Genomic DNA, 16,129 nt, shown 5'->3' with positions numbered 1-16,129 from the left:
GGCCGGAGCGGCCGCCATCGTGAGGAAGGCCGACATCACACAGGAAATCCACGAGGCACTGAGCTTGAGGATCAATGAGGCTGTTTGAGTCTGTCGTAACAATGGACTCATGAACTGGTCCAATGGGTATCAATGTGCAAACAGCGCAGGCTTACGACAGAATTTGTAGTCCGTACTTCTGAACAACGGTAAGCAGCTTAAGCGCCATGCCGCTCGGACGCTTTGCGCCGGTCTCCCATTTCTCGACCGTGCTTTCGCTTGTATTGAGATAGCGGGCGAACACTGGCTGACTGACATTGTTGGCCTCGCGGAGCTGCTTGATCTGCGCGGGCTCGATCTCGGCCGGAATGACCAGGTGGCGCGCGTCGAAATCGCGCATCGTCGCCTTATCGAGCGCACCGACCTTGTGGAGCATGGACGCAGACGAGTGGATCGCCTCAGAAATATCGCTCTTGAACCTATGTTTTGTCGCCATGGCAAATCTCCGTCAGGTCTTTGTCCTCCAGGAGCTGCGCGATCTGCTTCTCTGTCAGCGTCGCATAGCTCTTTGCGAGGGTGCGGAAGTCCTCTAGCTCATCATCCTCAATGTTTGCCCGATCCTTCTTTGCGAACAGATATTCGTAAATCCAGTATCGGCCGCCTTTTGCTAGAATGATGCTCCGGTGCCTGTTCTTGTTCAGGCGTTTCTTGAAGACCCCACCGCCCAAGTCGTCGGCCTGGCCCTTCATCACCTCCTGATCGCCTCGCAAAGTTCGTCATCCTTGATACGAGCCTTGCGCGCCGCCTTGGAGAACCATGCGGTTTTGAAAGTCCGCGTGGTTTCCTCAGCGTCGGCCATAGCCTAAATGTAGCACTGAGTGCTATCGAAATCAAGGAAGCAGGAGCGCGCCGGACCGACACATAACCGCGATCGGCGGCAAACGGCGAACCGTATGCAAACCGATGAGAACTCTGTCTACGCTATAGCCCCCTATTCCCGCATTTAAGGACTGACCGTGTGGATCGGAGGAAATCAACACCGCGAGAGCTCGGTTTGATCATCGACTGCCGGTCATGCGCAAACACCTTCTAGCCGTCACCGGGTGGGCAGAGGCGGTCCAGCCGGCCGATCAGGTCGCGCTTCTCGTCTTGCGTCAGGTCTCCGAGCGCTGAGTCAAGCCGACGTCCGTTCTCACGAATCTGACGCGTCGTCACTTCGCGCCCATGCGGTGTCAGCTCGACATAGACGCGCCGGCCATGTTGCGTGTCCGGTCTTGTCTTGACCAATTCGTCACGCGACAGAGTTTCAACCAGTTCGGAGACGCTGGCGCGCGAGACGCCTAAGGCGTCGACGAGGTCTCTTTGCAGCACAGGTCCCTTCTTGGCCCAGAGAATCATCAGCATCTGCATCCGCCCCGGAGACAGAGCGTCAGACCCGAGCCAACGAGCCAGATCAGCATTCACACGCTGAACTGAATTCCTCAGGGCGAACAGAAGGCGAATCGACAGGAAGATGTCCGTGGGCAATTCCTCGGCATAGGCCTGCACGAGGAAATCGGGCGGGGATACGGGATCCTTCCGTTTCGACATTCAAAAAGCTGCTCCCTATCTCTCAAAGCTTCCCCGCCCCCTCAATGGCTCCATTCGGGCTTGCCGCGCAAGCACGCCTTATTCGGGATGATCCGATCCCCTTGACGATCCATTGAGGCCAGCCGCCGCTTCAGGCGCCGGCACCTCGAACAGGGCGAGCGCCGAGCAGACCGTTTGGTACACGCCCATCACCGCGATGATGTCGAACAACCCCGTTCTGCCGAAGGCTTGCTCGGCTTCACGGTACAATTCGTCGTCGACACGGTGACGGGTTGACAATTGGTGCACGAGACGCGCCGCGATCTTCTCCTCATCGCTGAGGTCCTCGGGGATGCCGCCATTGGCAAGTGTAGTGACAGCCTGGTCGGACAGGCCAGCTTTGCGCGCCACATGGGTCCGAGCGTAGAGCTCGTAATCGGCGCCCCAGACCGCGCCCACAGCGATGATCACCACTTCGCGGACCCGCTTTGGAAGCGTCGTGTGGGTCGCCTCGGCGGCCTGGAATTCCGATAGCTTCGCCGTCACCTCGGGGTGCAGAAGAAAGATATTGAACGGACCGATCAGCCGACCGTCTTCGGTCGTCATCTGGACCCCTGCCCCATCGGCAAACGGCCCCCACGCTGCTGTGAGCGCCTCGAAGAGGTCTCGCTGCGCGCTGGTCAAGGTTGCAGGATCGGCAAGCGGCAGCCGTCTGCCCAGGGCTTCGCCCGGTTTGGTCATCGTGATGCTCCTATCCAAATTGTGCTGCATGGTCCCATCGACCGTGGGGCGACGCGCCAGACGGCCGGTGTTAGCGGGCGCGGCGTCTTATGAAACGGCCATCAGCGTGGCGCGCCCTTTTCCACGGGGAATTCCATACGCACGAGTCGGGCGGGCCGGAGGATCCCGTCCGGGGGTATTTCCACCGTGCCGCCGTCGGTGGTGACATAGGCGACATGGCCGTAGTCGTTGGGCCCACGTCCCCAGTCGATGCTCGTCGGGCCGATGAGTCCATCGGTGAAGGGATCGCCAGCCATGATGGCCCGCCCCAGACGCGAAGCGGCAGGCTCCAGCGGCACGCGTTCGACAATGTGGTTGGGGTGCCTGGTAAGATAGGCAACGCCCGCGTCTTCATCCACGCAGAGGTCATCCACGGATTTGACGTCCGCAATATATTCAGGTTCTCCAACCGGCTCATGCGTGGCAGGGTCGACGGCCACGCGCATGAAAAGCGCCTGCGCCGAGTTGGTGTAATATACGAAGTTGGTTTTTGGGGCCGTAGCGGAGACCATTGATGCCCGGGAACGGGACATGCTGGGTGGCTGAGAATCTGACCGGCGGGAGATCGTCACCACCCGCTGCCATTGTCGTGTGCCGCAACCACACACGCGCCGTTGCGTGAAAGCCGTCACCGCTCAGATCGACCCGCCAGATCAATCCCTCAACCGTGTCCGCGAACAGCATCACGCCCGGGGCGAGCAAGCAAGAACCATTGGGGCCAGCAGGCGGCTCAAAGTCGAGAACTTTTGTCAGGTTCACAGGTGCGCCGGGCGTCCAGCCGCGCAGGTCGAAGCGGTGCAAAGTGGCGTGGCCATAGGTGGCAACGTAGAAGATATCGGGCTGCGCTTCGACGAAGCTCATGGCCAGCTGCCCCTCATCGAAGGTGTGTAGCAGGATCGGTTCAACGGGCAGGCTCCCGCTGGGCGCTGGCACATACCAGACTTCCCTTTGGGGCGATGCGGTGACCAGGACTGACCCGTCGGCACGCACGGCAAGGTTCTCCAGCATGTGGTGCTTCGGAAAGTTGGCAATCGTGGTGATCTTTGCGAGCGAGGCAATTGTCATCGTTGTTCCCTTTATCTGGGTCATAGATGTTAGGACCCTTACATTATGGAGCAACGATGCCGCCTCCGCAAGGCCGATGGTTCATCAACTGTGCGATCAGCCGGCCCAACTATGTTTCGATGGGCAACACCCGTTGATTGGGGATTGGTGCGGAAAATTCCGATGTTAGATCGGATATGTCTATAGCGCGCCCCTCGCCAGAGTCGTCCAGGTCCCTGTGCCTAGATGCTTCTAGGAGAGATGTGCTATTAGAAATATCAGCCTGCATCGCGGATTCCTCGCGCTTGCGGGTTAGGGCTGGGCGGCAATCTGAACCCCGAGGTGATCCATATCGCGCTGCAAGACTGGCTTCATGAGAAGGGCCTTCTAGAAAGGTGACCTCATTCATAAGTCTTTATTTACCTACCGAAGCCAACTTCCGGCGTTAGTCCGGCTTAAGGGCCACCTGAAATGACTGCTATCCTTTTCGATACCCTCCGCCTCTCGCGGACCCTCCGCGACAAGGGTCATTTCACCCCGGAACAGGCGGAGGCATTGGCCGAGGCACTCGGGGAAGCCAGCCAGGACAATCTTGCGACCAAATCAGATATTTCAGATCTCAAGGCAGAACTTGCCGCGACAAAGGCCGATCTCCTGAAATGGATCATCGGAATGATCGGTCTTCAAACCATCACAATCATAAGCGTCTTGCTCAAGATGGCGCATTGACCGCCACCTAAACCGTTATTCAAATGAAAGCCGCCCTTCGAGGCGGCTTGTTTCATCGGTATGGCCGATGTGTAGGCGAAGTCATCCACTATCGCGCGACCAACGGGCTATCTCGCATCGTATCTCGATTGCGCTTCCCTGACCTGCTCCCAGTTCGCCTTGGCCCAATCCACCAATCCCTGCGTGGGGTGCAAAAGGCTCTTTCCGAGATCCGTCATCTCATACTCGACTCGGGGCGGCACCTCGGGAAACAGCTCCCGGATCACCAGCCCGTCGCGTTCGAGAGTCTTCAGGGTCGAAGAGAGCATCCGCTGCGAAATCCCCGGAACCGCGCGTTCGAGTTCTGAAAACCGGGCGCGCCCGCCGAGAAGGTCGAGCGAGAGGATCACGAAGATCGTCCACTTGTCGCCGATCTTGGTCAGCAACTCCCGCACGGCCAACGGGTCCGAGCTCCGGCAGATGGCCGCCGGGTCCAAAGGGCCGGCCTGGCTCGGCTTTTTCATAACTTACCTCGACGTAAGCAGCTGATCTCAAAGTGCCTTCTTCTTTGAAGCAAGCTTCCGATTTATAGGTAGCTCTCATTCTGTAAGCAACTTTGCGAACCAGAGAGAGAGAGTGAAATGTCAAATCCGATATACGCTGCCTACGCGCCCGCGGCCCCCTACTTTGATCTGGTTCGAGGGGCACTCGGCGACCTCGTCGAGGGCGAACATTTCTTCGACATCATCACCGATGACACCATCTATGAGGTTCTCTACGATGTTCCGGGCTGGCCTCGTATCATCAAGGGGCGAGACGACCTGATGGCCGCGTTTCGAGGCTATGTCGACGGCATTGCGCTTCAATCCGCCGACAAGCTGATTGTCCACAGGACGGATGATGGCCATGTCGTCGTCATCGAATACGAGGTCCATGGAACCATCCTCGCAACGGGCGTGAAATACAACAATCGCTTCTGCTCGATTATCAAGATCGAAAACCGGAAGATCGCGCATTGGCGGGACTACATGGACTCTCTTGCGGCCTGGAACGCCTTGACGGCGCAGGCTGGGAGGTAACGCCATGAAGCAAATTCTCTTGATTGACGTGAGTCCGAGGGGGAAGGACTCAGCGAGTCGATCGGTCGCCGATACGCTCGCCGCGCGGCTCACCAGCCTCTATCCATCGGCAAAACTCATACGCCGCGACTTGGCCGCCCAGCCTCTGCCCCATCTGGACGAGATTACGCTCCGGGCCCTCTCGACGAGGGATGCGGCCGAAGCGGAACGGCTGAAGGAGACGGCCCGTCAGTCGGATCAACTGACCGACGAGCTATTGGAATCCGATCTTCTGGTCATCGCAACGCCGATGTGGAATTTCGGCATCCCCTCGGTCCTCAAAGCCTGGATCGATTTGGTCGTGCGGCCAGGCAGAACCTTTCAATACGCTGATGGCGAAGTCCTCGGCTTGGCGAAGGACAAGAAGGCCATTCTGGTCCTGGCTTCAGGCGGCGTTTTTACGGAAGGTCCGTGGCGCCCATGGGATTTCATCGAGCCTTATCTGCGTCAAATCCTGAATTTCATCGGTATCGTCGATGTGCAGACTGTCCGCATCGAAGGGATGAACATCCCCGAGTTGGTGGTCGATGCCGTGCCAAAGGCGAACAAAGCCGTCGCGGAACTGGTTCTATAGCCACCTGAGCGGCGCTATGGCTCCTTCATGAGCGACTTGATGCGTTCGGCGTCCTCTTCCGTCGCCGGATTATAGACCACCATCGCAAGGTCAGTTCGGCCGTCAACTGCAAAGGCCGAATATTCGAAGGCGAGCGGGCCGAGAATTGGGTGGCGTATGTGCTTGACAGCCTCGTGCTGGCTGCCACGAACATCGTTTTCGGCCCACATCGCTTTGAACTCGGGGCTGAGCCGGCAGAGCTCGTCGACGAGAGGTTCCACCTCCGCCGCGGCACCGGCGCGGGCCGCATCCACCCGAAACGTGCCCAATGCGAAGCGTGCCACGCTCTCCCAGTCGTATTGCGCCGCGCGGGCATGCGGATCGAGGAAGATGAAGCGCAGGATGTTGCGCTCTTCCGGCGGCAGAGACCCATAATCCATCAGCATCACGGTCGCCGCCCGGTTCCAGGCGAGTACGTCCCATGTCGCGGTCCGGATCAGCGCGGGGCGCGGGTCCAGCGCGTCAAGCACGCGCTGCAAGCGTGGCGTGACACCGCCAGTCTTCTGGTAGCGCGCTTCGGGCGGCCGACCAAGGCCCAGCAGGAACAGGTGCTCGCGCTCGACGTCGGTCAGCATCAAGGCGCGGGCGATACGGTCGAGCACGTCGGCCGAGGGAGCACCCCCGCGTCCCTGTTCGAGCCAGGTGTACCAGGTCGCGCTGATATTGGCGCGCTGTGCCACCTCCTCGCGCCTGAGGCCGGGGGTGCGCCGCCGCTCGGACGGAAAGCCAAAGGCCGCCGGGTCGAGCTTCATGCGCCGGTCCTTCAGATAGGTTCCGAGCGCGTTCTCCGTGAAAGGAACGTCCATGATCCTGTTAATGATCTTACTAGAATAATCTCACTACTTTACCAGAATAGCTCATGAGAACAGATTTGTCCCGCACGAAACCCGGAGACTGTGCTCATGCGTGTGTTTGTTACTGGTGCAACGGGAAACATAGGCTCAAACGTCGTTAAGGACCTGATCGCCGCGGGCCATCAGGTGATCGGCCTCTATCGCTCGGAAGAGAAAGCCGCGGCTTTGGCTGCCGTCGGTGCACAAGCCTATCGCGGTTCGATCGCGGATCCGGACAGCCTGAAGGAAGGCGCCGCCCGCTCGGATGGCGTCATCCATCTCGCCTTCAACCACGATTTTTCGAGATTCGTGCAGTCCTGCGAGGACGATCGCCATATCATCGCGGCACTGGGCTCGGTTCTTGCCGGCTCCAATCGTCCGCTGGTCATAACCTCCGGGACGCCCATCGCGAACACCATTCCCGGCGAACCGGCGAGGGAAGACAATCCGATTGTCGGCTCCAACATGCATCCCCGCGCGGCCTCGGAAGAGGCAGCCGCCACCCTCGCCGCACAGGGGGTCAATGTGTCAGTGGTGCGTCTGCCGCAGGTTCACGATCCGGTCACGCAGGGGCTGATCACCCCCGCAATCCAGATGTATCGCGAAAAAGGCGTGTGCACCTATGTCGGCGACGGCCTCAATCGCTGGCCAGCGGCCCATGTTCTCGATGTGGCCCGCCTCTACAGGCTGGCGATCGAAAAGGCCGAGCCAAACGCCAAATATCACGCGGTCGCCGAGGAAGGCGTGCCGATGCGTGATATCGCCGAGGCCATCGGCCGCCGCCTGAGCCTGCCCGTCAAATCCATCACGAAGGAAGAGACCCCGGCTTATTTCGGCTGGCTCGCAATGTTCGCCGGGCTCGACATGCCCGCCTCCAGCGCGCAAACGCGGCAGAAGCTCGGATGGGAACCGACCGGCCCCAGCCTGATCGCCGATCTCGAACGGTTGCACATTGCCGAAGGCTGAAGCTTGCGGGAGGAGCAGAGGTTGCCTCAGAGGGAGCGTCTGTCACCGCCTTATCCGTAGATCGTTACCGCCACGTCGCGCACCAATTCACGGAACCAGAAAAGAGCCGGATCTTTGGAGCGGATACGGTCCCAAACCAATGTGAGGGAATGGGGTTCTGCGATCAGCGGCGATGGCCTGATCACCAGGCTGAACGTGTCGCTGAAACGGCGGGCCAGCGCCTCCGATAGCGTGGTCACGTAATCCGTCGCCGCCACAACAGCCAAAGCGGCGGCGAAATACGGCGTAGTCAGCGCGATCGTGCGCGACAGCCGCCGCGCCGCCAGCGCCGCATCGATCTCCGACTGGCCATCGCCAAAGATGGTGATCGCCACGTGGGGAAAGCGCGCATAGTCTTCCGCCGATACCGGCCCTGCCGCCAGCGGATGATCGCGCCGCGTCACCAGCATCAGCCGGTCGGTGCCCAGTGTCATGCTCTCCGCTCCCGGTGGCAGCGGAGAGGACGCCAGCGCGAAGGCGAAATCGATCCGTCCCTGCTGCATATGGGTGATCGTTTCGGGACTATAGCCCTCCACGGCGACGCGTATCCCCGGCGCCTCGCGGGAGACCCGACGCATGACCTCGGGCAACAGCAGCAGCGTTTGGGCATCGGCCGCGACGATGCGGATCGTGCGCTGCTCCGCCGCGGGATCAAACGGCGCATCGCGGAACAGCGCGCCCACCTGTTCGAGCGCGATAGCGACCTGTGGCGCCAGCCGCTGCGCCTTGGGCGTCAGCGCGAAGCCGCCCGCCTGGCGCACCAGCAGCGGATCATCGAACAGATGCCGCAGCCGGCCGAGCGCGCGACTCATCGCCGGCTGGCTCAGCCCAACCTCCCGTCCGGCATGGGTGACATTGCGCCGCCGCAGCAGCGCGTCGAGCACCGGCAGCAGATCAAGGTCGATTCCCGGAAGATGCTTTTGTGTTATGTTCATTATAGCAATAATGCATTTCATGCATGACTGGGTCCAGTGCTATCTTGCGCAAGATCGACAACGAGAGGGCGCAGGATGAACGGACTTGATGTGATCTTCGGCTATGGCGTGGCCGGCCGCGCGATCGCTGAGCGGCTCGTGGCGGCAGGACGCCCGGTCCGCATCGCGCAGCGCTCACGGCCTGCCCTCCTCCCCGCCGGCGCGGAGTTCTTTCCCTGCGACGTGCTCGACCGCGCCGCGGTCATGGAGGCGGCGGCGGGCGCCGCACGGATCGTCATCGCCACTGGCTTTGCCTATGACACCAAGGTCTGGGCAGAGTGCTGGCCGCGCGCGATGGCGCATTTCCTCGCCGCCGCCGAGGCGAGCGCCGCGGCGACCCTGTTCTTCGACAATATGTATATGTACGGCCCGCAGGACGCGCCGATCCGCGAAACCACGCCCTTCGCGCCCTGGGGCGGCAAGCCCGCCGTGCGGCGCGAAATCAGCGAAATGTGGCAGGCGGCGTCCAGCCAAGGGCGTGTATGCATGAGCGCGTTGCGTGTCAGCGATTTCTACGGCCCGGGCGTGACGAACAGTCATCTCGGAGAACTGCTGTTCGGCCGACTGGCGGCGGGCAAGGCGGCACAATTCGCGGTGCCACTCGATCATCCGCACGATGTCGCCTATCTGCCCGATGTGGCCCGCGCGGCGCAGACGCTGCTGGATGCGCCCGAGGACGCCTGGGGCGAGGTGTGGCACATGCCCTGTGCCGAAACCCGGACGCTGCGCGAGATCACCACCATCGCAGCGGCGGCGATGGGGCGCCCGCCGCGCATCCAGACGGTTCCGGCCCTCCTCCAGCCTGTGTTGCGGCTGGCCATGCCCATGCTGCGCGAAGTGTATGACGTCCGCTTCCTGTTCGACCGCCCCTATCATATCGATGCCACGAAGTTCACGGCCCATTTCTGGTCGGATGTGACGCCGATCGAGGCGGGCGTCACCGAAACGGCCCGCCACTTTCAGCGCGCCGCAGGATCACAAGCCCGCGCGGCTTGATCCAATGCGCGTCACGACGGCCTAACTGAAGGCCGCGACCACTGTTTCCATAGGGAGGAACAGGGTGCAGCTGCCTTCCGGGTATTCAATGAACTCTGCGCAGCGTAGATAGAAGCGCTTGGCCGCATCGTCCTTAGCATGGACCAGAACCGCTCCTATGCCGATGCTTTGCGAGGCCAGCGCGATCCGCCGCAGCGCATCCGAGAGCAGGTCTGCGCCAAGTCCTTTGCCCGCATGGTCGCGGCTGACCGCCAATCGCCCGATGACCGAAACTGGGATTGTGTCGGGAGCGTTGCGCGCACTTTGCCAGGCGCGGCCGCTCGTTCGACTGCACCCGCAGATATGCAGAAATAGCCGACGACCCGCTTGCCTTCGCAGACGACATAAGTGCGGGAGAACCGGCTTTCGTTCTTCAAGGCCCGATGGCGCAGCCAGTCGTTCAGCACTGGTTCGCCACAGTCGAAATTCAAAAGGGCATGCTCAGCCGTTAGAGGAACAGGAGCAGACAATCGGGGTTCGGGATGGTCCGTCGTGTCATCTATTTCTGCCATGCCGGGGTCCGGCGCAGCAGCGATTTGAGCTTCGGTCCTGGCGCGGGCGGATTGTCGAGCGCTTGCACGAAGGCGTCGTAGCGCGCGGGATCGAGTACGAACAGGCGCTGGTCGAGCAACACATCAACCGCCTCCCGCCGGGCGCTCTCGATCATGAACTCCGTGCGGGTCTTACCCAGGATCGCCGCTGCATCATCGATGAGCTGGCGGGTGCCGGTTTCGATCCGCAGGTTGATGCTCCCCTTGGTATCGGTCGCAGCAGCGCGTTCCGCAACGGAGACAGTCGCGGATGGCGTGGGTTCGGAAGGGGAGATACGAGCTCTGGCCATGACAGGAATATGGTCGCGTGTATCCACAATGTCAATACGCCATGAGGCAGTGAGGAATGGAACGTTGCCCTTCGAGCCCCGGAGCTGTCTGAGAGCGTCGGGCTATAGCCTATGATCGGCGGTTATCTTCTCCGCGCCTGCGTAAAGAATCCTGAAAGCCACCGGTCGGCTTTTCAGCTTCGTTCTCAAATGGCGCGTGAAGCCAAACTAGCGGGATTACTTTTAACAGGCGGATCAGTCGCCGTCTCCACCGGATCCATTGGTCGCGGCTTTACGCATTCTTCCCCAAGACGTCGCGCGGAAAGCCGGCAGCCAGATGGTCAATGAGTGCGCGGACGGCCGGTGGCAAACCGCGCCGGGTCGTGAAGACGAGATGCACGATCCCCTGTAGTCCGCGCCATGCCGGCAGCACGCGCACCAGGCGTCCCGCTTCCAATGCATCAAGACAGACATGATCGGGCAGAATCGCCACCCCGATGCCGTCGATGGCGGCGGCGCGCACGGTGGCCATGTCCTCGCATCCCATTCGCGGTTCAACGCGGATGACCTGCTTGAGGCCGTCTTCCGTTTCCAGGTGCCATTCGAGATCGTCCGCCGTGTCATTGGTCGCCAAAGCGGGGAATAAGGCCAATTGCTCGATGCTTCCCACCTGGCTGGCGATCAGGGGGCTGGCGACGAGGATGCGGGTGGATAGGCCGAGTGATCGCATTGTCAGCGCGGCGTCGCTGGTAAGGCTCCCGCGCACCCGGAGTGCCAGATCGATCCGTTCCTCGATCAGGTTGAGTGCCCGATCCGTTGCCACGAGCTGGAGCCGCACCTTCGGATAGCGGACCAGGAAAGACGAGATCAGGCCCGAGATCGGCTCCAGCATGCCCGTCGGGCAGCTGAATCGGATGCGACCATGGGGCTCGGCCTGAGCCTGCATGACCAATGCCTCCGCCTGCTCCGCCTCGGCCAGCATCGCCCGGCATCTCTCGTAAAAGGCCTGGCCCGTGTCTGTCACGCGAAAGCGCCTGCTGGACCGCTCTATCAAGCGCAGTCCCAACCGATCCTCCAACCCAGCAATGCGCCGGCTGAGCTTGGACTTTGGCTCGCGGAGCGCGCGCCCAGCTGCGGCAAACCCGCCATGGGCGACAACCTCGGCAAAATAGGCATAGTCGTTGAGGTCGATTTTCATCAGCGTTCCTCCATTAGAACGCTAAGTGCCATATCCACCGACTACACGCATCATCGTTCTCATTGCATCTACGAGGGGCACCGGCGCTTCGCCGACCATTGAAGGAGACAGACGATGACGGACAGGTTCAACAACAAGGTTGTAGTGGTGACCGGCGGGACGAGCGGCATCGGCCTGGCCACGGCCAAGGCATTCGCCGCCGAGGGGGCCTCGGTGTTCATTACCGGGCGTCGGCAGGAGACGCTCGACGTGGCGCTGAAGAAGATCGGCGGCCGGGTCACGGGCGTTCGTGGCGATATGACCAATCTGGCCGACATCGACCGGCTCTATGATGCCGTCCAGCAGAACCACTCCCAGATCGACGTCGTCTTCGCCAATGCCGGCGGCGGCGAGATGGCACCGCTCGGTGCGATCACCGAGGAGCATTACCAGAGTATCTTCGACACGAACGTAAAGGGCGTCCTCTTCACCGTGCAGAAGGCTCTGCCGCTCCTGCGCGACGGTGCCTCGGTGATCCTGACGGGTTCGACCACCAGCATCTCGGGCACGCCTGCCTTCAGCGTCTATTCGGCGACCAAGGCGGCGGTGCGCAACTTCGCCCGCAATTGGATCCTCGACCTCAAGGACCGCCACATCCGCGTGAACACGGTCAGTCCAGGCGTCACCGAGACTGCCGGATTGGACGAACTGTTCGGCGGCGGCGACCAGGCGCAGAGCACCAAGGATTATCTTGCCGGCTTGATTCCGATCGGTCGCATCGGCCAGCCTGAGGAGATTGCCAAGACGGTGCTGTTCCTTGCATCCGACGAAGCCAGCTTCGTCAACGGCATCGAGCTCTTCGTCGACGGCGGCCAAGCCCAGATCTGAGCATTGCCGGCAGGAGCCGGGTGACGTTCCGTCCCGACGACAATGCCATCCGGCCTCTGCGACTGACGAAAATCTCTTCAAGGAGACATGTCATGGTTCAGCAGACCGAATCCACAGAGCGCATCCGCGAACTGCTCGACGCCGCAGCGCGATCGATGAGCTCTGGACAGAGGACGCCATCCTCTACGTACCACCCGGACCCATCTTCGGCCGTGAGGCGATCGACAAGTTTGCCGGCGACCTGCGAGCGACGCACCCGCACTTTGTCTACACACCGCACGGGCAGCCCCAGGTTCTTCACAATGCGGGAAGGCTTGCGTGGGGATCTGGTCCGCGCGGCGAAGCTCCGGTCTATACCGGTTGCGACGTGATCATCGTGCGGGATGGCAGGATCGCCGCACTCTACGTCTTCTTGGACGAAAGCCCCGAGGAGTTTCGTCGGGCCAGCGGTCAGGCTGAAGGATAACCGCATGGGGGCGGCGCATACACCGCTATTCGAATCCCAACTCAACGCGATAAGCTGACAGGCCGAGCTTGGTGTCGCGCGGTGATTGGCGGCAATATCGGGCTACAGAGCGCAATCGGCGGGGCTGGTGGGCAGAGCCCGATGAAGACGAGAGCTACAAATTGGCCATAACCCTTTGAGTTATTGGAGCAATCGTTACCCTTTGCAGCAATCGGCGGCGTTTGACCGCCCGCAGGCAATCACAGGCGCCTTTCATCGGCGCGACACGAGAGACAGTTCCTGTAACCTGCCCTTCTAGCCGTTGAGGCCATCGTCGCTAGCTGGCGATAGATGGCGTTCGTCGATCGTTAGCATGGATCGCCACCTTCTCAAACGCGGCGATGAACTCCCTGATTTTTCGGAAGGCGTACTTGAACGAACGTTCCGGAATATCTATATAGTCATTATGACAAGACCCAAGACCTTCGATGTCGATGCCGCGCTCGATGCGGCGATTGGTATATTCCGCGAGCATGGCTTCGAAGGCACCTCGGCGCAGATGCTGGTCGATGCGATGGGAATTGGACGGCAGAGCCTCTACGATACCTTCGGCGACAAGTGGCAGCTCTACCAACAGGCTTTGCGGCGCTATGTAATCACCGAGGTGCAGGCGCATCGCGCCGCGCTCACTTCGGGGCTGCGGGCGATCGATGGCATCCGCGCGATAGTGGAGCGCGTGGTGCGGGAGGCGGCAATACCGTGCCTGGGCGTCGGCTCAATCGCAGAGTTCGGTTGCTCGCGGCCCGAACTTGCCGAGATCAACGCAGCAGCCAACCGCGCTCTCCGCACTGCCATGATCGAGCGGCTTCGCGCTGCGCAAGCCGAGGGCGACATCGCCGAAGCGCTCGACCTTGACCCGGTGGCGACCTTCCTCATCGCGAGCTTTGCCGGAATCCGCATCGCCGGACGCAGCGGCGCGAGGCCGAAAGAACTCGGCAGCCTTGGCGAGATGGTCTTACGGGCGCTGCGCTGACCTCCTCTTTTTTTGCCTGTTAATTGAATAATCGTTCAAGAAAGGAAACTGAAATGCGAGCAGTGGTGATGACCGGGATCGGTGGAGCCGACAGGCTCGACGTCGTCGAACGGCCCGATCCGATACCGGGGCCGGACGAAGTGCTGATCGACGTGGCTGTGGCAGGCGTCAATTTCATGGATATCGGCGTGCGACGCGGCATCGCCTGGACCGAGATGCCCAACCCCAAGGTGCTCGGCGTCGAGGGAGCAGGCCGTATCGCCGCGTTCGGCGAAGGCGTGTCGGGCTTCGAGGTCGGCGACCGTATCGCCTGGGTCTACAAGCCAGGCAGCTATGCCGAGCGGCTTGTCGCGCCCGCCGATGCACTGGTTCCGATCCCCGATACGATCGACGATCGTACCGCTGCCGCCATAATGATGCAGGGGCTGACCGCCAGCCACTTCGCCACCGATTTCTATCCCGTACAGCCCGGCGACGTCGCGCTCGTCCATGCGGCGGCTGGTGGTCTGGGCCAGTTGCTGACCCAGATCGTGAAGCTGCGCGGCGGCAGCGTGATCGGCCGCGTGTCAAGCGAAGCCAAGGTCGAGGCGGCACGCCGGGCGGGCGCCGATCACATCATCGTCGATAGCGAGGGGCGGTTCACCCAGGATGTGCTCGCGCTGACAAGCGGAGAAGGCGTGCACGTCGTGTTCGACGGGTCCGGCCCGAAGACCTTCGAAGGATCGCTGTCGGCGCTTCGTCGGTCGGGCACATTCTGCTGGTACGGCCCAGTGTTGGGTGGGCCGGGGCCGATCGACATCATGAGCCTGCCGAAGAGCATCAAGCTCGGCTACGCGGTCTTCTTCGATCATATTCCGACGCCGGCACTGCTGCGCGAACGGACGGCGCGGCTGTTCGACTGGATCGCGCAGGGCAAGCTGAAGATCGAGATCGGTGGCACCTATCCGCTGGCCGAAGCCGCGCGCGCCCATGCCGACATGGAAAGTCGACATAGCACCGGCAAGCTCTTACTCATTCCCTGACCTCCCTGTCGCAAAGGCTGTAATCCATGACCACCGATAGCCCAATCGAGCGTCGCGCCTTTCTCACATCAGCACTCACCGGTGCCGCTGCCTCCGTCTTGTTCGCTGTGGAGAGCAAAGCCCAACCAGCGCCGGCGACGCCGAATACCCCGCTGCGAAGCTTTGAAACGCTCAAGCATGTCCGCACACGCACGCTCGACATCGCCTATGCCGAGGCCGGACCGGCCGAAGGCACGCCCGTCCTGCTGCTGCACGGCTGGCCCTATGACATCCACAGCTATGTCGACGCCACGCCGATCCTTGCCGAGGCGGGCTATCGCGTGATCGTTCCTTATCTGCGCGGCTACGGCTCGACCCGCTTCCTGTCTGACGCCAGCCCACGCAATGCCCAGCAGGCCGTACTCGCCGTGGATATGTTGGAATTGATCGAAGCGCTCGGCCTCAAGCAGCCGATCGTCGGTGGCTATGACTGGGGCGCGCGAACCGCTTGCATCCTCGCGGTACTTTACCCGGAGCGAGTGAAGGCGCTGGTATCGGTGAGCGGTTATCTGATCGGTAGCCAGGCGGCCAACGCGAAGCCGCTCCCGCCTGCGGCCGAGCTGAGTTGGTGGTACCAATTCTACTTCGCGACCGAGCGGGGGCGGCTGGGCTATGCCGCCAATACACATGCCTTCGCCCGACTGATCTGGCAGACCGCTTCGCCGCGCTGGGCCTTCGACGAGGCCACTTTCACGCGCTCCGCCGCGGCGCTCGACAATCCCGATCACGTCGCGATCACGATTCACAATTATCGCTGGCGGCTCGGGCTGGCGGAAGGCGAGGCGCGCTATGACGCAATCGAACGCCAACTGGCAACTTTCCCATCCATTCGCGTTCCCACAATCATACTGGAGGGTGACGCCAACGGCGCTCCGCATCCACGACCTGAAGATTATCGCAATCAGTTCGTAGGACCGTACCAGCATCGGTTGATCGAGGGCGGTGTCGGCCACAACCTGCCGCAAGAAGCACCCCAAGCCTTTGCGCGCGCTATCAGTGACGCCGACAGGATGACCGGGAAATGAGGACGGCAGGCTTTGCGGCGAT

At 61.5% G+C, this 16,129-nt stretch carries 20 protein-coding genes and 2 pseudogenes; 10 read left to right on the top strand and 12 right to left on the bottom strand.

What is annotated here, in order from left to right; all coding sequences use genetic code 11:
• Positions 1-151: 151 nt before the first annotated feature.
• From BIND_RS07595 to BIND_RS21825, 6 genes and pseudogenes are all read right to left on the bottom strand, one after another.
• Positions 152-475 (bottom strand): helix-turn-helix domain-containing protein, encoded by a 324-nt coding sequence (locus tag BIND_RS07595; RefSeq protein ID WP_012384487.1) that lies wholly within the window; start codon positions 473-475, stop codon positions 152-154.
• Positions 459-838, bottom strand: a pseudogene (locus BIND_RS07590) (type II toxin-antitoxin system RelE/ParE family toxin). The gene BIND_RS07595 and the pseudogene BIND_RS07590 overlap by 17 nt, the downstream one beginning before the upstream one ends.
• 230 nt (positions 839-1,068) lie before the next feature.
• Positions 1,069-1,569 carry a MarR family winged helix-turn-helix transcriptional regulator gene (locus BIND_RS07585; RefSeq protein ID WP_012384485.1) on the bottom strand — a complete coding sequence of 167 codons (501 nt, stop codon included), beginning with the start codon at positions 1,567-1,569 and terminating at the stop codon, positions 1,069-1,071.
• Between the two features lie 78 nt (positions 1,570-1,647).
• Complete coding sequence (locus tag BIND_RS07580) at positions 1,648-2,289, bottom strand: carboxymuconolactone decarboxylase family protein (protein WP_012384484.1); 642 nt, start codon at positions 2,287-2,289, stop codon at positions 1,648-1,650.
• A 101-nt stretch (positions 2,290-2,390) separates the two neighbouring features.
• On the bottom strand, positions 2,391-2,768 hold the full coding sequence (locus BIND_RS21830) for a hypothetical protein (protein ID WP_202944770.1): 378 nt from the start codon (positions 2,766-2,768) through the stop codon (positions 2,391-2,393).
• Positions 2,743-3,393, bottom strand: coding sequence for an SMP-30/gluconolactonase/LRE family protein (locus BIND_RS21825; RefSeq protein ID WP_050763925.1), 651 nt, complete (start codon positions 3,391-3,393; stop codon positions 2,743-2,745). Before BIND_RS21825 ends, BIND_RS21830 begins: the two co-directional genes overlap by 26 nt.
• A gap of 450 nt (positions 3,394-3,843) precedes the next feature.
• Between BIND_RS21825 and BIND_RS07570 the strand changes: the two genes are divergently transcribed.
• Entirely contained in the window at positions 3,844-4,101 is a 258-nt protein-coding gene (locus tag BIND_RS07570; protein WP_012384481.1) for a CCDC90 family protein, read from the top strand.
• A gap of 107 nt (positions 4,102-4,208) precedes the next feature.
• Here the strand turns inward: BIND_RS07570 and BIND_RS07565 are convergent, their stop codons facing one another.
• On the bottom strand, positions 4,209-4,604 hold the full coding sequence (locus BIND_RS07565; protein WP_012384480.1) for a winged helix-turn-helix transcriptional regulator: 396 nt from the start codon (positions 4,602-4,604) through the stop codon (positions 4,209-4,211).
• 117 nt (positions 4,605-4,721) lie between these two features.
• Between BIND_RS07565 and BIND_RS07560 the strand changes: the two genes are divergently transcribed.
• On the top strand, positions 4,722-5,159 hold the full coding sequence (locus tag BIND_RS07560; RefSeq protein WP_012384479.1) for a nuclear transport factor 2 family protein: 438 nt from the start codon (positions 4,722-4,724) through the stop codon (positions 5,157-5,159).
• 4 nt (positions 5,160-5,163) lie between these two features.
• The gene (locus tag BIND_RS07555; protein ID WP_012384478.1) at positions 5,164-5,772 is read left to right on the top strand and encodes an FMN-dependent NADH-azoreductase; all 609 of its coding nucleotides are present in this window, start codon (positions 5,164-5,166) and stop codon (positions 5,770-5,772) included.
• Between the two features lie 14 nt (positions 5,773-5,786).
• Here BIND_RS07555 and BIND_RS07550 read toward each other — a convergent pair whose 3' ends face one another.
• Positions 5,787-6,617 carry a helix-turn-helix transcriptional regulator gene (locus tag BIND_RS07550; protein ID WP_012384477.1) on the bottom strand — a complete coding sequence of 277 codons (831 nt, stop codon included), beginning with the start codon at positions 6,615-6,617 and terminating at the stop codon, positions 5,787-5,789.
• Positions 6,618-6,713: 96 nt separating this feature from the next.
• Here BIND_RS07550 and BIND_RS07545 point away from each other — a divergent pair, with 96 nt between their 5' ends.
• Positions 6,714-7,610, top strand: coding sequence for an SDR family oxidoreductase (locus BIND_RS07545; RefSeq protein WP_012384476.1), 897 nt, complete (start codon positions 6,714-6,716; stop codon positions 7,608-7,610).
• Between the two features lie 50 nt (positions 7,611-7,660).
• On the opposite strand, the gene BIND_RS07540 is transcribed toward BIND_RS07545, so the two are convergent.
• Positions 7,661-8,605, bottom strand: a complete 945-nt coding sequence (locus BIND_RS07540; RefSeq protein WP_012384475.1) for a LysR family transcriptional regulator — start codon at positions 8,603-8,605, stop codon at positions 7,661-7,663.
• 54 nt (positions 8,606-8,659) lie between these two features.
• Between BIND_RS07540 and BIND_RS07535 the strand changes: the two genes are divergently transcribed.
• Positions 8,660-9,619, top strand: a complete 960-nt coding sequence (locus BIND_RS07535) for an NAD-dependent epimerase/dehydratase family protein (RefSeq protein ID WP_012384474.1) — start codon at positions 8,660-8,662, stop codon at positions 9,617-9,619.
• A 21-nt stretch (positions 9,620-9,640) separates the two neighbouring features.
• Here BIND_RS07535 and BIND_RS07530 read toward each other — a convergent pair.
• The 3 genes and pseudogenes from BIND_RS07530 to BIND_RS07520 form a co-directional block, all read right to left on the bottom strand.
• A pseudogene (locus tag BIND_RS07530) lies at positions 9,641-10,170 on the bottom strand (GNAT family N-acetyltransferase).
• Positions 10,158-10,499, bottom strand: coding sequence for a type II toxin-antitoxin system TacA family antitoxin (locus BIND_RS07525; RefSeq protein ID WP_012384473.1), 342 nt, complete (start codon positions 10,497-10,499; stop codon positions 10,158-10,160). Before BIND_RS07525 ends, BIND_RS07530 begins: the two are co-directional and overlap by 13 nt.
• A 271-nt stretch (positions 10,500-10,770) precedes the next feature.
• Positions 10,771-11,676 (bottom strand): LysR family transcriptional regulator, encoded by a 906-nt coding sequence (locus tag BIND_RS07520; RefSeq protein ID WP_012384472.1) that lies wholly within the window; start codon positions 11,674-11,676, stop codon positions 10,771-10,773.
• A 114-nt stretch (positions 11,677-11,790) separates the two neighbouring features.
• Between BIND_RS07520 and BIND_RS07515 the strand changes: the two genes are divergently transcribed.
• From BIND_RS07515 to BIND_RS07495, 5 genes are all read left to right on the top strand, one after another.
• Complete coding sequence (locus BIND_RS07515; RefSeq protein WP_012384471.1) at positions 11,791-12,543, top strand: SDR family NAD(P)-dependent oxidoreductase; 753 nt, start codon at positions 11,791-11,793, stop codon at positions 12,541-12,543.
• The gene (locus tag BIND_RS20560; RefSeq protein ID WP_341872314.1) at positions 12,452-13,009 is read left to right on the top strand and encodes a nuclear transport factor 2 family protein; all 558 of its coding nucleotides are present in this window, start codon (positions 12,452-12,454) and stop codon (positions 13,007-13,009) included. Before BIND_RS07515 ends, BIND_RS20560 begins: the two co-directional genes overlap by 92 nt.
• 445 nt (positions 13,010-13,454) lie before the next feature.
• Positions 13,455-14,021, top strand: coding sequence for a TetR/AcrR family transcriptional regulator (locus tag BIND_RS07505; RefSeq protein ID WP_012384470.1), 567 nt, complete (start codon positions 13,455-13,457; stop codon positions 14,019-14,021).
• A gap of 53 nt (positions 14,022-14,074) precedes the next feature.
• Positions 14,075-15,043, top strand: a complete 969-nt coding sequence (locus tag BIND_RS07500) for a quinone oxidoreductase family protein (RefSeq protein ID WP_012384469.1) — start codon at positions 14,075-14,077, stop codon at positions 15,041-15,043.
• 26 nt (positions 15,044-15,069) lie between these two features.
• Positions 15,070-16,107, top strand: coding sequence for an alpha/beta fold hydrolase (locus tag BIND_RS07495; RefSeq protein ID WP_012384468.1), 1,038 nt, complete (start codon positions 15,070-15,072; stop codon positions 16,105-16,107).
• Positions 16,108-16,129 lie beyond the last annotated feature (22 nt).

Origin of the sequence: Beijerinckia indica subsp. indica ATCC 9039 (assembly GCF_000019845.1) — a bacterium.
GTDB lineage: Bacteria > Pseudomonadota > Alphaproteobacteria > Rhizobiales > Beijerinckiaceae > Beijerinckia > Beijerinckia indica.
This window is presented reverse-complemented; position numbering and strand designations above follow the sequence as displayed.

What these genes read in the sequence shown, in the direction of transcription:
- BIND_RS07565 (WP_012384480.1), bottom strand. Translation starts at nt 4,604, where the DNA reads ATGAAAAAGCCGAGCCAGGCCGGCCCTTTGGACCCGGCGGCCATCTGC.
- BIND_RS07550 (WP_012384477.1), bottom strand. Translation starts at nt 6,617, where the DNA reads ATGGACGTTCCTTTCACGGAGAACGCGCTCGGAACCTATCTGAAGGAC.
- BIND_RS07500 (WP_012384469.1), top strand. Translation starts at nt 14,075, where the DNA reads ATGCGAGCAGTGGTGATGACCGGGATCGGTGGAGCCGACAGGCTCGAC.
- BIND_RS07495 (WP_012384468.1), top strand. Translation starts at nt 15,070, where the DNA reads ATGACCACCGATAGCCCAATCGAGCGTCGCGCCTTTCTCACATCAGCA.
- BIND_RS07570 (WP_012384481.1), top strand. Translation starts at nt 3,844, where the DNA reads ATGACTGCTATCCTTTTCGATACCCTCCGCCTCTCGCGGACCCTCCGC.
- BIND_RS07545 (WP_012384476.1), top strand. Translation starts at nt 6,714, where the DNA reads ATGCGTGTGTTTGTTACTGGTGCAACGGGAAACATAGGCTCAAACGTC.
- BIND_RS07595 (WP_012384487.1), bottom strand. Translation starts at nt 475, where the DNA reads ATGGCGACAAAACATAGGTTCAAGAGCGATATTTCTGAGGCGATCCAC.
- BIND_RS07535 (WP_012384474.1), top strand. Translation starts at nt 8,660, where the DNA reads ATGAACGGACTTGATGTGATCTTCGGCTATGGCGTGGCCGGCCGCGCG.
- BIND_RS07540 (WP_012384475.1), bottom strand. Translation starts at nt 8,605, where the DNA reads ATGAAATGCATTATTGCTATAATGAACATAACACAAAAGCATCTTCCG.
- BIND_RS07525 (WP_012384473.1), bottom strand. Translation starts at nt 10,499, where the DNA reads ATGGCCAGAGCTCGTATCTCCCCTTCCGAACCCACGCCATCCGCGACT.
- BIND_RS07555 (WP_012384478.1), top strand. Translation starts at nt 5,164, where the DNA reads ATGAAGCAAATTCTCTTGATTGACGTGAGTCCGAGGGGGAAGGACTCA.
- BIND_RS07520 (WP_012384472.1), bottom strand. Translation starts at nt 11,676, where the DNA reads ATGAAAATCGACCTCAACGACTATGCCTATTTTGCCGAGGTTGTCGCC.
- BIND_RS21825 (WP_050763925.1), bottom strand. Translation starts at nt 3,393, where the DNA reads ATGACAATTGCCTCGCTCGCAAAGATCACCACGATTGCCAACTTTCCG.
- BIND_RS07505 (WP_012384470.1), top strand. Translation starts at nt 13,455, where the DNA reads ATGACAAGACCCAAGACCTTCGATGTCGATGCCGCGCTCGATGCGGCG.
- BIND_RS07585 (WP_012384485.1), bottom strand. Translation starts at nt 1,569, where the DNA reads ATGTCGAAACGGAAGGATCCCGTATCCCCGCCCGATTTCCTCGTGCAG.
- BIND_RS07515 (WP_012384471.1), top strand. Translation starts at nt 11,791, where the DNA reads ATGACGGACAGGTTCAACAACAAGGTTGTAGTGGTGACCGGCGGGACG.
- BIND_RS07580 (WP_012384484.1), bottom strand. Translation starts at nt 2,289, where the DNA reads ATGACCAAACCGGGCGAAGCCCTGGGCAGACGGCTGCCGCTTGCCGAT.
- BIND_RS07560 (WP_012384479.1), top strand. Translation starts at nt 4,722, where the DNA reads ATGTCAAATCCGATATACGCTGCCTACGCGCCCGCGGCCCCCTACTTT.